This is a genomic window from Aquabacterium sp., from assembly GCF_016195855.1.
Taxonomy (GTDB): domain Bacteria; phylum Pseudomonadota; class Gammaproteobacteria; order Burkholderiales; family Burkholderiaceae_C; genus Aquabacterium.
In genome coordinates, this window is the sequence record NZ_JACPYU010000015.1 from 168,958 (window position 1) to 183,102 (window position 14,145).

At 61.9% G+C, this 14,145-nt stretch carries 12 protein-coding genes; 1 reads left to right on the forward strand and 11 read right to left on the reverse strand.

Annotated features, from left to right (window positions below; all coding sequences use genetic code 11):
- Window positions 1-10: 10 nt before the first annotated feature.
- From HY019_RS13100 to HY019_RS13150, 11 genes are all read right to left on the reverse strand, one after another.
- A complete protein-coding gene (locus tag HY019_RS13100; protein ID WP_290692773.1) occupies window positions 11-1,252 on the reverse strand; it encodes a glycosyltransferase in 1,242 nt (413 codons plus the stop codon).
- Window positions 1,222-2,295, reverse strand: a complete 1,074-nt coding sequence (locus HY019_RS13105) for a glycosyltransferase (RefSeq protein ID WP_290692775.1) — start codon at window positions 2,293-2,295, stop codon at window positions 1,222-1,224. Before HY019_RS13105 ends, HY019_RS13100 begins: the two co-directional genes overlap by 31 nt.
- Window positions 2,296-2,302: 7 nt before the next feature.
- Window positions 2,303-3,433, reverse strand: a complete 1,131-nt coding sequence (locus HY019_RS13110) for a glycosyltransferase family 1 protein (RefSeq protein WP_290692777.1) — start codon at window positions 3,431-3,433, stop codon at window positions 2,303-2,305.
- A 9-nt stretch (window positions 3,434-3,442) separates the two neighbouring features.
- Entirely contained in the window at window positions 3,443-4,318 is an 876-nt protein-coding gene (locus HY019_RS13115; RefSeq protein WP_290692779.1) for a polysaccharide biosynthesis tyrosine autokinase, read from the reverse strand.
- Between the two features lie 33 nt (window positions 4,319-4,351).
- Complete coding sequence (gene epsF, locus HY019_RS13120; RefSeq protein WP_290692781.1) at window positions 4,352-5,782, reverse strand: chain length determinant protein EpsF; 1,431 nt, start codon at window positions 5,780-5,782, stop codon at window positions 4,352-4,354.
- A 40-nt stretch (window positions 5,783-5,822) separates the two neighbouring features.
- Window positions 5,823-6,509: an exosortase-associated protein EpsI, B-type gene (gene epsI, locus HY019_RS13125; protein ID WP_290692783.1), complete on the reverse strand. Its 687-nt coding sequence runs from the start codon at window positions 6,507-6,509 to the stop codon at window positions 5,823-5,825.
- Complete coding sequence (gene xrtB / locus HY019_RS13130; RefSeq protein ID WP_290692785.1) at window positions 6,509-7,402, reverse strand: exosortase B; 894 nt, start codon at window positions 7,400-7,402, stop codon at window positions 6,509-6,511. The genes epsI and xrtB overlap by 1 nt, the downstream gene beginning before the upstream one ends.
- A 168-nt stretch (window positions 7,403-7,570) precedes the next feature.
- Window positions 7,571-8,983 (reverse strand): O-antigen ligase family protein, encoded by a 1,413-nt coding sequence (locus tag HY019_RS13135; protein WP_290692787.1) that lies wholly within the window; start codon window positions 8,981-8,983, stop codon window positions 7,571-7,573.
- Between the two features lie 16 nt (window positions 8,984-8,999).
- Entirely contained in the window at window positions 9,000-10,055 is a 1,056-nt protein-coding gene (locus tag HY019_RS13140; RefSeq protein WP_290692789.1) for a glycosyltransferase family 4 protein, read from the reverse strand.
- Window positions 10,056-10,066: 11 nt separating this feature from the next.
- Window positions 10,067-11,134 (reverse strand): glycoside hydrolase family 99-like domain-containing protein, encoded by a 1,068-nt coding sequence (locus HY019_RS13145; protein WP_290692790.1) that lies wholly within the window; start codon window positions 11,132-11,134, stop codon window positions 10,067-10,069.
- 89 nt (window positions 11,135-11,223) lie between these two features.
- On the reverse strand, window positions 11,224-12,696 hold the full coding sequence (locus HY019_RS13150; RefSeq protein ID WP_290692791.1) for a lipopolysaccharide biosynthesis protein: 1,473 nt from the start codon (window positions 12,694-12,696) through the stop codon (window positions 11,224-11,226).
- A gap of 303 nt (window positions 12,697-12,999) precedes the next feature.
- On the opposite strand from HY019_RS13150, the gene gmd reads away from it, so the two are divergent.
- The gene (gmd, locus tag HY019_RS13155; protein WP_290692792.1) at window positions 13,000-14,130 is read left to right on the forward strand and encodes a GDP-mannose 4,6-dehydratase; all 1,131 of its coding nucleotides are present in this window, start codon (window positions 13,000-13,002) and stop codon (window positions 14,128-14,130) included.
- Window positions 14,131-14,145 lie beyond the last annotated feature (15 nt).

Genomic DNA, 14,145 nt, shown 5'->3' on the forward strand with positions numbered 1-14,145 from the left:
CGACGGTGATCTAGAGATGGCTGCGCATCACGCGCAGCACCTCACCGGCCCGGGCATAACCGAACTCCGCCCGCGCACGCTGGCGTGCCAGCAAGTCCTCGCCATCCGTCAACGGCCCTGCTTGCAATGCCCGCTCAATGGCTTGCGCAAACGCTTCAGGCTCCGACGCAATCGCAAAACAGGCCGCCACGTGCGCCGGCAGGCCGGCCACACCTTGAGGCGCAGACACCAGCCGCCCGGGGGCGTACAGCATCTCCACCGATTTCACGTTCACGCCGCTGCCGCCGAAAATCGGGTTGACCAGCACCCGCGCATTGCGCAGCACCGGTGCCACATCAGGCGGGTTCTCCAGCAAGACCACGTTGCGCGATTCGGCCACCGCCTGCACGATGGCAGGCGAAGGTGCGCTACCAGCCACCTGCAAACGCAAGGCTGGATGTTGTTGGCGCAAGCGCGGCCACACCTCCTTGAGCAACCACAAGACGCCCTCCACATTGTTGGGCGTGCGCAGGTTACCCAGATAGGCCACATCGAACTCCGGCTCATGGTCCAACGGTGCCAGCAAGGTATTTGCTTTCTCAGGCTGCACCAGCGGCGGCAGCCAGGCGCCTTGCGTGAAACCTTGTTCGCGCCACCAGTTCAGGTCGTCCATCGAGATGTCGAATGCCACCCGCGCCTTGCGCCAGGTGTCGAACTCCACGCGCTTGAGATGCGGCAAGTTCAGGCTCCAGGCGATCCGGTCACGCCAGGATGTGGCACGCGACACCTGCCCACGCATGTAGCGGTGCTCGATGTTGTGACTGCGGTAGAACAAGGGCACGCCATAACGTGCTGCCGCGGCCTGCGCCAGCCAGGCCGGGTACACCGCATCCTGCCACACGGCCTGGGGTTTGAACGCGTCCAGGCTACGCCAGATCTCGGCCAGCTCCGCACCATTCGGGATTCGCGAAGCCACATGCGAGGGCCAGCGCGCCAGGCGGGCCAGGCGCTTGAAGCGATCTGGCCACGAGCCCGTGATCGGCAAGGCATGCACCACCGATGCCACGCCGCGCAAAGCATCCACATGCGCTTGAGGCAAACCGCGCCCTTGCTCGGCATACCAGGTCACCAGCGCCAGGTCAGCGCCTGCCGCCTTCAAGGCATTCAAGCGCGCCCAATCATCCACCAGCCCGCCATGCGTGGCGGGGTAAGGCATCTGGCAGGAAAAATACGCGATCCGCATCACGGTGACGGCGTTTGAGTTGCGCGGCACACGGCCTGGCAACGCGCCAGGATCGTGCGGGCAAACGTGTCGTACCGATACGCGGTTTGCGCAAACTCACGGGCCTTCACGCCCATTTGCTGCACCAGCGCATCGTCAGTGGCCAGCCGGTCCATGGCTTGTCGCAGCGAGCGCGCATCCTGTGCATCGATCCAGATGCCAAAACCCAAGGCCTCGATGTCGATGTCCACCGAGGCATTGCGGGTCATGATCACCGGCTTGCCACAGGCCATCGCATCGAGCAGGCTGGTCAAGCCAGCCAGGCCCTGCACATGCTGCATGGGAATCACGATCGCACGGGCGTCCCGGTACACCGAGGTCAGCTGCCCATAACTCAAGGCATGGCCCGAGCGATCACTCACCACGGTCACGCAACTGGCGTCCGCCTGATGAGGCTTCGTTTGCTCCGAGCAGACGATCACGGTGCGATGCTGTCCTTGGGCTGCGCAATCGGCCAGCAGCTGATGGTCACGGTTGGCCTTGCCCGCACTGACAAAATAGTTGCGCCCAAAACCATGATCCCAGACTGGCTGCTGGTCATAGAAGGCCAGGTCCACCCCCCAGTCAACCGTCTCCATGCGGTCTTTCAGGGCAGGCCATGCCGCCCGGGCATGCTCGCACGCCTGCCGACTGAGAAAGAGCAGGCTGTCATGGCCCCTGACAAAGCGCTCGCCACCCCGCAACCGGCCCGAGACAGGGTGATGGATCACCGCCACGATCGGTTTGCGAAACAAGCCCAGCGTGCGCAAACGGGACAACAACCAGGTCTCGCTCTGACATGCCGAATAGACCACGTCGAAACGATGCTGCTGCAGCAGCACGGCCACTTGCGTGCGCAGCGAGGCAGACAGCGTGGCCCCATGAAACGGGAAGACCACCGCCTGTGCACCCATGGCCTTGAACAAAGACGCACCCCATGAATGCTGCGCGGGGTAACTGCCCTCGGCAATCAACTTGAGCGCCGTCGATATCGAATAGTCGTTCAGCACGGCAACACGCATCGTGTCGGGCGTCGTCGCTTGCGCTTTCACCATGGCCGCCTCACCGAGTCTGCAGGGACAAGAGCCCCCGCATCAGCACGTCGGCCGAGCGCCGCCACGCGAACTGCTCTACCTGGGTCTGCGCACGTTGTACCAATTGCGCACGCGCAGCCGGCGTCATGGCCAAGGCGCTCTTCATGGTCTCGAACAACTCGTCGGTCGACGCCGGGTTGAACAACAGGGCGCCATCACCCGCCACCTCAGGCAAGGACGTGGTGTTGGACGTGATCACCGGCACGCCGCTGGCCATGGCCTCCGCAACCGGCATGCCAAAGCCCTCGGCAAACGCCGGGTACACAAAAAGCCCTGCATGCCGAATCACGGCTGGCAGCACGTCGTCCCCCAGATGGCTGAACAGCATCACCTGGTTGGCCTTGGCCGCACGCTCGATCGCCTGCTTCACATCGGGAAAGCCTGGGTCTTCCTGCCCGACGATCACCAGTGGCGGTGCTGTGGGCCCCAAGCGCGCCCAGGCCTCGATCAAGGCCAGATGGTTCTTTCTGGGCTCAAGCCGTCCCACCACCAGGATGTAATGCCCGGACACCAGGCCCAGATCAGCCACCTGCTGTGCGCCATCCTGGCCCGGGTAAAAGCGCAGGCGGTCTACACCGTTGTAGGTCACCTGCACCTTGCCTGGCTCCACGCCATACAAGCGGCACAACTCGCTCTTGGAGTATTGGCTGACGGTCAACAACAGCGCCGCCCGCTGGGCCGCCATGCGGAACGTGAAGCGGGCCTCCTTGACGAAGCCAGGTGAGAAGAACTGCGGATGGGTCTCGAACAGCACGTCGTGGATCGTGCAGGCCACGGCCGAGGGCCGGACAAATGGCACGCGGTATTGCGTGTGCAGCACATCGATCCGATGGCGCCAGCACAGGTAAGGCAAGCGCAAGCCCAGGCGCACCAGGCCATGGCTGCCTGGCATGTGCACCAGCTTCACATTCGCCAACCTGAACTCGCTGTGCTGAGCAGCCAGGGATGCGGTGTCACCCAGAAAGAACACGAAATCGACATCCGGGCAGGCCTTGATGGCCTCCCTGTAGATGTTCAGAACATGGCTTCTGGATCCCTGAAATATCCCGTCCCATTCGTGAAAGTCGACGCCCAACCTGAATCGTTTGCCAGGGTTCATCGACAACGATCAGTACTCGTTCATGACGACGCCGGCCATCTTGGTGGCGCCCCTGCTGAGCGGGCCAAGCAAATTGCGAAGGGAGTCTGTGCGGGTCTTGTCCTTGCGGGCAATGGCAATGGCCGCACCGCAACTGGCTGCGATCACACGCGCATCGATACCCGAGGAGGCAGACGGCGTATCCACGATGACGTAGTCGAACTTGCCTGGCAGATCCTTGAGCAACAAACCGAAGGTCTGCCCTTGCAGCAATTCCAGGGGGTTGGGTGGGACGATGCCGACCGGCAGCACAAAGAGGCTGGGCAGGCCCGTGACCTTGCGCAGCACATTGCCACCGGCGCGACGCGACAAGATACCGCTGAGGCCACCACGGTTCTCGACACCGAACACCTCGTGCAAACGGGGCGAGCGCATGTCCGCGTCGATCAGCAAGGTGCGGCCACCCAGCTGGCTGAGGACCACGGCGATGTTGGCCGCAAAAAACGTCTTGCCGTCGCCCGAATCAGTGCTGGTCACCGCCAGCGCCACACGCTGATCACGGTTGCTGAACACGGTGCTGCACAAATGGCTGCGGATACCCCGGAAGATCTCAGACTGCTCGCAGAAGGGCTTGTTGGCCACCACCAATTCATCGCTCAGACGAGCGAGGGACTGATTGGCATAGGGATAGTGGAACTGCTGGGCCAGCGCCCAGAGCACTTCGTCCTGATTGGCCAGCCCCAGCGCCACGGCGGCTTCGCCGAACTTGACGTTGTGCTCGCGCTGGTAGGTCAGGATGTTTTCAACCTGTTCAGCAGACAGGTTGTTGGTCTCCCGGATGATGTCGCCAATCGACTTCTCCAGACCCGCTTCGCCAGCCTGTTGACCGACGAACGCGCTGGGCATGATTTCTGTGTCCATATTCATTCTTTACGACGTTCAGGCACCAGGGCCCGCAATGGCATTTGGCGAGGATTGAAGCAACCAGGGCCTGGCCTTGCGACCCAGCAGGCCCGACGGCGCATCCGCGGATTTGAGCAGCACGCCGACCAGCGGCAGATTGAGCTCCATCAGAACGTCGTCGGTCGTGCGGATACGGCGATCATTGAGCTCGATCAGCAGGGCCACCGTCAGCGCCAGGATCAGGCCACCCACGATGCCCAGACCCATGTTGATCAGAATCTTGGGCGAGGAGGCCGAGGGGGAAGGCGATGCCACCTGAACAATGGACACATTGGTCTGGGTCGTCTGGCTCTCCATGCCAGCCTGAACCGCACGTGCCTGAGCCGCGTCGTATGCCTTCTGGAGGTTGTCCACGTCGCGCAGCAGCACGGATGCCGAGTCACGGTTGGCACGCATCTGCAGGACCTTGGCACGCTGCGCTTCCAGCGCAGTACGTGCGCGGGTCAGGCGAGCCTCGTTGACGTTGTTGCTGAAGCCAACGCTGCTGGTCACCTTCTTCGTTTCCTCGGCAATGCGCTTGCGCAGCACCTTCATGTTGGCGCGGGTCTCGATGACTTGCGGGTGAGCATCACCCAGACGCGACTCCATTTCCTCGGCCTTGGCCTCCAGACGCGCCAGATCGGCGGTCAGCGCGCCAACGACCTGGTTGGACAGCACGTCAGCCGAGCTGTCAACAGCACGCTTGGCCTGAATCTCGCGGTTACCGGATTCAGACTGCACGCCCTCCAGCAAGGTGACTTGTTGAGACAGATCGAGCAGCCGACCGTTTTCAATGTCCAGACGCTCGTCGGTGGCGATCAGGCCTTTTTCCTTCTGAAAATCAGACAGGCGGGCCTGTGCCTTTTCGAGCCTCTCGCGCAAACGGGCAGCGAGGCCGTCAAAAATGGCATTGAAGCGGCGGGCCGGATCCGTGCGCAGGTCAGCGGTCGTGTCGATGAAGCTTTCTGCGTAGCCATTGGCCAGCGCAGCCGCGAACTGCGGGTCCGTCGACTCGTAGCTGACCGTGATGACGTTCGACTCACGAGCGGGCTTGACCGTCAGGTTCTTGGCCAGGATGCCAGCCAGCCAGGACTCGAAAGAGCCCACCCCTTTGGTCGCTTCGCGCCATTGCGCCTGCATACCGGGGTTGTCACCCATCTTCAGGCGACGGATCACCTGGATGGCCACACGCTCGCTGGACAGCAGATCGACCTGCGTGGCCATGTAGCTGGGCGACATCATCGCTGGCAGCACCATGCCGATCATGGGATCGGGCGACTTCACGTCAATCAGCACCTGAGCTGAGGAGGTGTACTTCTTGGGCAACAACACGCACGCCAAAGCAGCAATGGCCACCACCGTGAAAAAGACGGAAAGCAACACAACCCACCGGGCTTTGAGGATTGCATAAATCTGGCTTATCGACATGCCTCAACCTTAAATAACTAATTGATACCGAACCGTGTGATCACGACCCAAAGAAACGTGGCCGGAACGCCGACGGTATTTGCTGCTCCAGATCCCGGATGAATGCATCATGCACCTGCTCTGCCGCATGGGCATCGCGGCTTGCCGACGAAACCCGGACCAGCATGCCATCCGCAATTTGCCCGTGCAGGCCGAAACGCAGTTGCGCGAGTTTTCTGCCCAAACCGGGCAAGGTCGCCTTGTCATCCAGGGTGACCCAATATGAAATGTGCTCGACGTAGTTTTCGCGCGTGCCAACCAGCTGGCGCATGGTCAGGGCGTGGTTGGCCAGCTGTGCCTGGTGAATACCCAACTCCCGAACCGTGAAGCCCTGGCCGGTATAACAGAATTCGGGGCGGTGGGCCGCCGTCGATTCAGAGTTCTGGTCTTTGCCGTAAGCAACAGTCAGCATCACAATTTGGCCCTTGTCGTTGACGTACCCGCGCGCCAGGGTCTCCGAATAAGCCGATTCGATCACCTTCTGCACGGTGGGGTCCGGCAAAACGGGCCGCAAGGAGGGCACCTCCTTCCACCCGCCAAACTGGGTGGGAATCAACTGGTCCAGCACGACCTTCGGCCTGATATCGGCCAAACTCTGCGTAGGCTTGAGCGCCTCGGCGCAATACGCGGCGCCGAACATGCATCCGCAGGCCAGTACGAGACCGACAAAGCTATTCTTCGCAGCCATCAAACCCTCTTTTGTCCGTTGGACTCGTCAAAACGGGATGCCAGAACGCGATCCGTCATATAGGTCAAGATCAGGGCCACGACAAACAGCAGCATGCCGGCAAAGCCATGCAAGAAACCTTGCCCCGCCTCGTCCCCCAGGTGATAGGTGACCAGAACCAGCACCATCACCCGGATGACGTTCGAGGCAAACGAAATCGGCACAATCGCCAACGCCAGCAAGGTGTTTCTCGCCCGCGAGTGGTAGTTCATGATCTTCATGTAGAACAGCCCCAGCGATTCCAGCGTGAAAAGCGAGTTGAGACCCGAGCAGGCATCGGCCACCATCAACTGATAGGGGCCGATCGTCAGCGTCACGCCGGAGCGCCCCATGGGGTAATGCGCGGCATGCAAAATGGCTTCGGCCACGATGGACACCGCCACCTTCAAGGGCATCGTGATGGCCTGCACGAGCACCCCGGGCAAAGGCACCATGAACAGCATGAAAAACAGCGGGAACCACGCCAGGCGAACCATTCGCCAACCCCTCAGCATCAACATGCAGGCCATCAGCAAGATGATGTGCGACAGGGCCTCCATGGTGTCGATGCCCTGGGAGCGGCCAAGCACATACATGGCCAGCCCGAACACCAGCACGATCCAGCCCGACACCATCGCAGGCTTGGCTTCGCCCGCGAAAAGCTGCTGGCGGTCATTCCACAACAACCAGAACGACAAGGCAATGATGATGGGAGCGTGCCCGTTGTCATCCTTCATCCAGGCTGTGTTGGCCAGGGAAATATAGGTGGGGATGAACAGCGCAAGCAGGCCCACCCCGAGGATCAACAACTGACGGACGGGCCAGCTCACCTCAGCGGAGGGCGCAACAGGCAAAGACGCTGAAGACTGGCTCATAGAAACGATGGTCGCAAAAGTTGAAGGCAAGCCTGTGATTGTGGCAAGAAGCGCGACTAAGTTCCCGTGAGCCGGCAACAAATCGACTGGTACAAACCCGGAACGCCTCAGCCACCCAGGCGCCGCCGCCCACCGGACGCAGGTGGAGCGGAGCCCTCACTCAGGTGGTCACAACCCGCGCCGCTTGTAGGGCGAAATCCTGAACCGGCGCCCTGGCAGGCACAAGGAGGCCCCGATCAGGCCGAAGATGAACTGGTGAAGCCCCACGGAGGCATGGACCACCAGCATCGTGGCCGAGGCCATCAGCGCCATGGCCATCCCGGCACGGACACCTGTATTGGCTTGCGGCACCCGCAACTCTTCGTAACTGGGGCACAGACGCCAGATCGCCAAACCCAGAATGGCCATGAAGAGCAGGCAATAGATCAGGCCGTAATCCAGCGCGTAGACCAGATAGATGTTGTCCAGGAAGTAGCTGCCGAAATACCCTTTGAACCCAGCAATCTTGGCGCCTTCCCCGGAACCATGCCCCCACACAGGGCTGTCAAAAATCGCTGGGATACCGCGCACAAGCATGCTGACGCGCGCCTCGGAGCTGATCGACTCGTCGGCCGTGCGCCCCCGCAGCAGCTCGAACACCCACAGGGCCGCGACCATCAGGATGAAAGGCAACCACATCAGCTGCACCCTCAAAACGGTGGCCGTCAGGCGGTTGCTGAACTTCGAAGTCCAGGCCATGAACTTCACAACGAAGATCAGCCCCACCAGCCCGGCCCCCAACACCATGCTCGATCGGGTGTAGGTCAGGACCACGCTCCCCAATGTGAGCGCCCCCATGAACATCCAGAACAGGCGCCCCTTGGCACGGTCGAAGAAGCCCTTGGCAAAAAAGGCCACGCCCACCGTGATCAGGAACTGGGCGCACAACAAGGGGTGCTCGAATGTGCCCTTGACCCGGTACACGCCGTCCCGACTTTGGTCGACCAGGCCCACCTGGTTCCACCCTTCCGACGACATGATCTTTTCAAAGACGTTGCGCTTGAGCACGAACTCGATGGGCATGACGCACACCACCACGATCGCAGCCAGGGCCAGCGCACGGAACAGCCATGTGAAGTCCTCTTCACGACGGATGTAGATCGCCGCGAAGGCGAACGCGAGCCATGGGGGCAGGATGTTGTTGATGATGTCGTTGATGAAAAACCCGTTCGAGTAATTCAAGAAGATGTTCAGGACGAAATACCAACTGAAGAAAACCGCCACCATGCGCCAGAGTCGGCGCGTCTCGGCGCCGGAGAACTCGGTCAAGGGCACCCGGAAGGGCTTGATGAGCAGCAAGATGAGCGTCAGGCCGACGAGGGCGAACCGCAGCCAGCGGGCCGGCGAAATATTGGGCAAACCACCCGGGCGAATTTCCGCATAGCTGGGCAAGGCCACCATGCAGAAAATCAAGGCCACAGTCAGCCACAGTCCATAGCGCCGCAGCTGGATCATCACGGGCGCGACCGCGACCCGCGTACGCCCGACGTCGGTGCGTGGCCATGCCTTCATCCCGGAGGCAACAGGTGTCTGACGTGCCATGGTGAATCTTTCGTGTTCAGTTTGTCGCCAATGTGCGTTCCATCGCCTGACAAGCGCGAGACCACGTGAAGCTTTGAATGGACACGCTTGCCGCTTGGGCCAGACGCAAGCGCAGCGAAGGGTCGGACATCAGTGCCAGCACACCCTGCGCCAGCGCATCGGCATTGGCGGGCGGACACATCAGTGCATTGACATCGGCCTGGGCGAATTCGCGATGGCCATCGACATCGGTCAGCACCACAGCCGCCCCGCAAATCATGGCCTCGGCAGGCGGCAAGCCCCAACCCTCGGTCAAGCTGGGCGCCAGAAAAATGGCGGATTGATTGTATATCTCGCGCAAGAGGCGCTGCGAGGGCAACTGGTGGTAGCTGATCCAGTCAGGCAGATCGGCAGGCGCGGGCCCCACCCCGAACAGCGTCACCTTGAGCGTGGGGCACTGGGCACGGACCTGCATGAGTGCCTCCAGGCCATAGCGGCTGCCCTTCCAGGCCGACTGGTGGTAGAGCATGGCCACGGTGTGAGGGTCCCGGTCCTGCGGCGCCACATCCATGCCGAAGGCCTTGAAATCCAGCCCATTCGTGATGTAGCTGGACGGCTCGCCGTGCTGGGCCACCAGGGCTTCGAGCCAGCGGGAGATCACGATCTTGTGCAATGGCAAGTGCCAGGTACGCAGCACCTGGTCGCGGTCCCCTGACCAATCTTCAAAGTGCTGGATCAGGTAAAAGCGGCGACCGTGCCGGGGCGCATAACCCGCCACCCATTCCGCCGTTTCCCAGGAGGTGGCCACCACAGCATCAGATGCCGGCATGAACCAGCGGTGAAGCCAGGGCACGAATCTGAGCTTGACCGCCGGGGCCAGCGTGAACCAGCTTTCGGGCGTGTAGCGGCGCAAGGCCCAGCGCTTGAGAAAGGTCATCCAGTGACGAGGACGCCACAACAGCTTGACCTGGCCCGGTTGCAGGTAAAAGGCATGCGTCACGGTCACGTCATGGCCACGCTGCACGAGGCCGTTGGCGTACTCGTAGACAACCTTGTATCCCCCGACCGGGACGGTCCCGTCGGTCGGCAACACGAAATGCACCTTCATCGACCGAACACTTCCAGAACCCGCTCAAGCCGTGCCTTGCCCTGCTTGGCTGTGGGCTCGATGAAAGAGCCTTCGCCAAACTCGTTCCAGCAGCAAACGACACCCAGTTTCGGGCCCGTTTGCTTCAAAGCCTCCATGGCCTTGCGGCCGTCGCTCAGGTGGCTCTTGAACTCATCCAGGGTGGGCATGCATTGGTCATGCTTCGGGTCGTAAGTCCCACCCCAGGGGCGCCTGTCCCAGCCTGCGGTCAAGGGCAGAATCGCCGGCACCGAACTGACTGAGGCGTACTGCTTCCAGTGAGACTGGTAAGCCGCGCTGAGATCCTTGTACGAGTATGACAACTTGGCCTGCTGCCCCGCGGGCGCATGAAGGTTGTAAGCCGATACCGCGCTGTATCCCATCGCCTTGGCGTCACGCAGCAGGTCGGGCGTATCACCCGTCACGCCCGCCACAAAGTAAAAACCGGGCAGGCCGGCGTCACGGGCACGCTGCTGCGCCCCGGCCAGCAACTGCCGCGTGCTTGAGCCAAACCCTTTGGCCCGCTCAGCCAGATCCAGCGCGGAAAACACGAACACCACAGGCTTGCCATCGACGCGCAGGAACTCGGGGCGCGAAGCGTAGTACTTCACCCACCAGTCCACCATGCGCTCGAAGTTGGCCTGGCTGGTTGGCACATCGCCATGATTGGCCCACAGGATCGAAAATGGCAATTGCGTCTTCTGAGGCGATCGGAAGTAGGCCGACAGCGCGTGATCCAGATACACGCGGTTGTCTTTGCCCCAATACCAATCAAAGACAACAAACTTCAACCCATACTGGATCATCCAATCGAGTTGCAGGCGCATGACATCGTCTTCACCCTCGTCGTACCAGCCCAGCAAGGGTTTGCGCTCAGGATAGGGCTCGATGGGCTGCCACGGCTTGGAGGACGGGGCCGCAGGCGTGTCTGCCCGCCAACCCGGGAAGTAGTAGACGCCAAGGGCCAGATCCGACTGCGCTGCCGACACCCCGCCTGAGGCCAGCGCACAGGCCACACCCAACAAGACAGCGCCCAAACGGCTCAAGCGCGTACCGGCCCTCAGGGGCCGTGCAGCCGGGCTCACTGACTTCTGTGCACTGCAAGCATCGTGATACATATTCTTCTCACCCCGGTTCAATGGGCTTGACGCCAACGGCCAAACACGCCCGACGCAAAGTGGCGGACATCCGCAGACAAGGTCCAGGCCATTGCAGCAAACAACAACATGCTTGTCATCAGCATGACCACGGGCCCCAGCCACGGCCCGGCCCCCAGCCCGTCACCATGGCGGGTGACCCAGGCCAGCGCCGAGACCACCGCCGCGCCAGCCAGGGGCCAACGCACCGCCTGCCAGTAGTCACGCCCGCGCACGCCGATCAACCGCCGCGTGAAGACGACCTGCAAAACCAGGCCGATGGCAGAGCGCCCCACCCACAGCAGCATCGCGAAAATGGGCGCCAACTTGGGCAAGAACAGCAAACCCAGGGCCCACAGCGCCGACGAGACCACGGCGATCCACCAGTTCATGTTCGGCTTGCCGATGGCCATGAAAGCGGGCGGATGAACAAAACCGACAGCCTGCACCGCCCCCATCCCCAAGGCCCATTCGAGGTAGGGAATGGCAGGCTCCCATTGCCCGCCAAACACCAGCTTGACGCCCACACCCGCATACAAAGCGGCACAGACATAAATGGGGGGCGCCAACAAGGCCACATTGCCCAAGACCGACAGAAAACGCTCGCGGAACTGCTTGACGTCACCCGCAACCCTGGCCAGGTAGGGCAACAGGACCGAGGCAATCGGGCCGCACGTCACCTGGAACAGCACATCGAAAATCCTGACGGCCAGAGCGTACACACCCAGTGTGGCCGCACCAAAGACAGCGCCGATCAGCACCTGGTCCAGCCTCACCATGATGGCCTCGAGCAGTTGCGTACCCAGTTGATGGCGAGCCTGACCCACGACAGGCCGGATGGCATCCAGGTAGGTGCGCCAGCGGCCGGCCCAGAGCGGGCGCCAACGCGCGGCCCACCAGACGGTCAACACCCCGGTCAAGGCGTTGGCAACGTGCATGACCACCAGCGCCAGGACGCCTTGCCCGGCATGCGCCATGGCCACACCAATGCAACCACCGACGAATGTCGCCAAGGTATTTCGCAATGCGATGGATTTGTGCTGCAAACGGCGCGACAACAGCGCGTGAGGGACCAAGCCTGCCGCGTTGAGCCAACTGGCGGCACACACCCCCCACAAAGCCCACTGCAGGCGTGGCTCGTGGTACCAACTGGCCGCCAACCCCGACAAAGCGACGATGATCAAACCGCTGCCCGTCGCCAGCGCGATCTGCAACCACAGCACGCCGCTGAAGAAATGGGGATCGTCGGCCGTCTGGTGCCGCATGACCTGCGTGGACAGGCCGAAGTCAATGAGCGCGTCGGCAAAAACGCTGACCGCCAGGGCCATCGCCATGACCCCCAGCTCTGCGGGCGACATGGCACGCGCGATGAGCATGAAGAACACGAAGGACAGGCCACGCGTGCCCAGGCTTCCTGCCATCGCCCACAACGACGCGGACTTCGCCGATGGCCCAGCCGAATCAGAACCCATGCATCACCGCCTCTGCCCCGTCCAATTGTTCACTTTGAAAATCTCGTATGTCTTGGGCTGCGCAGATCCGCCTTGAGCCGCAGTGAATTCTCACTCTAGCATGCCAGTCGGCGAGCAAATCGCCTGCGGAATCATCGATTTCCTCTATGTCGAAGGCGATCAGATCCCGCTGGTTGCCAGGAGTTCCATTGGTCTGAACGTGTTGCCGCGGCGACCCACATCACAACGAACCATCAAACAAATCTGCTATATCTTGGCGGATACTTCGGACGCACCGAAGATCAACTGCGCAGGAGCAAGTGAATGAGCAAGAAAGTCGCCCTGATTACCGGCGTCACAGGTCAGGACGGGTCTTACCTGGCCGAATTTCTGTTGAAAAAGGGCTATGAAGTCCATGGCATCAAGCGCCGCTCCAGCTTGTTCAACACCGACCGCATCGATCACCTCTACCAGGATCCGCACGTCAGCAACCGCAACTTCGTGCTGCACTACGGCGACCTGACCGACTCCACCAGCCTGGTGCGCATCGTCCAGAAGGTCCAGCCTGACGAGATCTACAACCTGGCCGCGCAGTCCCACGTGGGCGTGAGCTTTGAAGAGCCCGAGTACACCGCCAACGCCGACGGCATCGGCGCGTTGCGCCTGCTCGAAGCCATCCGCATCCTGGGGCTGGAGAAGAAAACCAAGTTCTACCAGGCCTCTACCTCCGAGCTGTACGGCCTGGTGCAAGAGATCCCCCAGAAGGAAACCACACCCTTCTACCCCCGCAGCCCGTATGCGGTGGCCAAGATGTACGCCTACTGGATCACGGTGAACTACCGCGAGGCCTACGGCATGTACGCCTGCAACGGCGTGCTGTTCAACCACGAAAGCCCGGTGCGCGGCGAGACCTTCGTGACCCGCAAGATCACGCGCGCCATCAGCCGCATTGCGCTGGGCCTGCAAGATTGCCTGTACCTGGGCAATATGAGCGCGCTGCGCGACTGGGGCCATGCCAAGGACTACGTGGAAATGCAGTGGCTGATGCTGCAGCAGGACCACGCCGAAGACTTCGTGATCGCCACGGGCGTGCAGTACAGCGTGCGCCAGTTCGTCGAGTTCGCGGCCAAGGAGCTGGGCATCACCCTGGCGTTTGAGGGCGAAGCCGAGGCCGAAGTGGGCAAGGTGGTGGCCATCGAGCCCGTCAACGGTGAAACCCTGGCCAAGTGCAAGGTGGGCGACGTGATCGTCAAGGTTGACCCGCGCTACTACCGCCCCACCGAGGTGGAGACCCTGCTGGGCGACCCCACCAAGGCCAAGCAGAAGCTGGGCTGGGTGCCCAAGATCACCCTGGGTGAGCTGGTCAAGGAGATGGTGCTGAGCGACTACTCGGCGGCCAAGCGCGACAGCCTGGTCAAGCTGGCCGGCTTCCAGGCCTACGACCACCACGAGTGAGCCAGACAAGGGCCG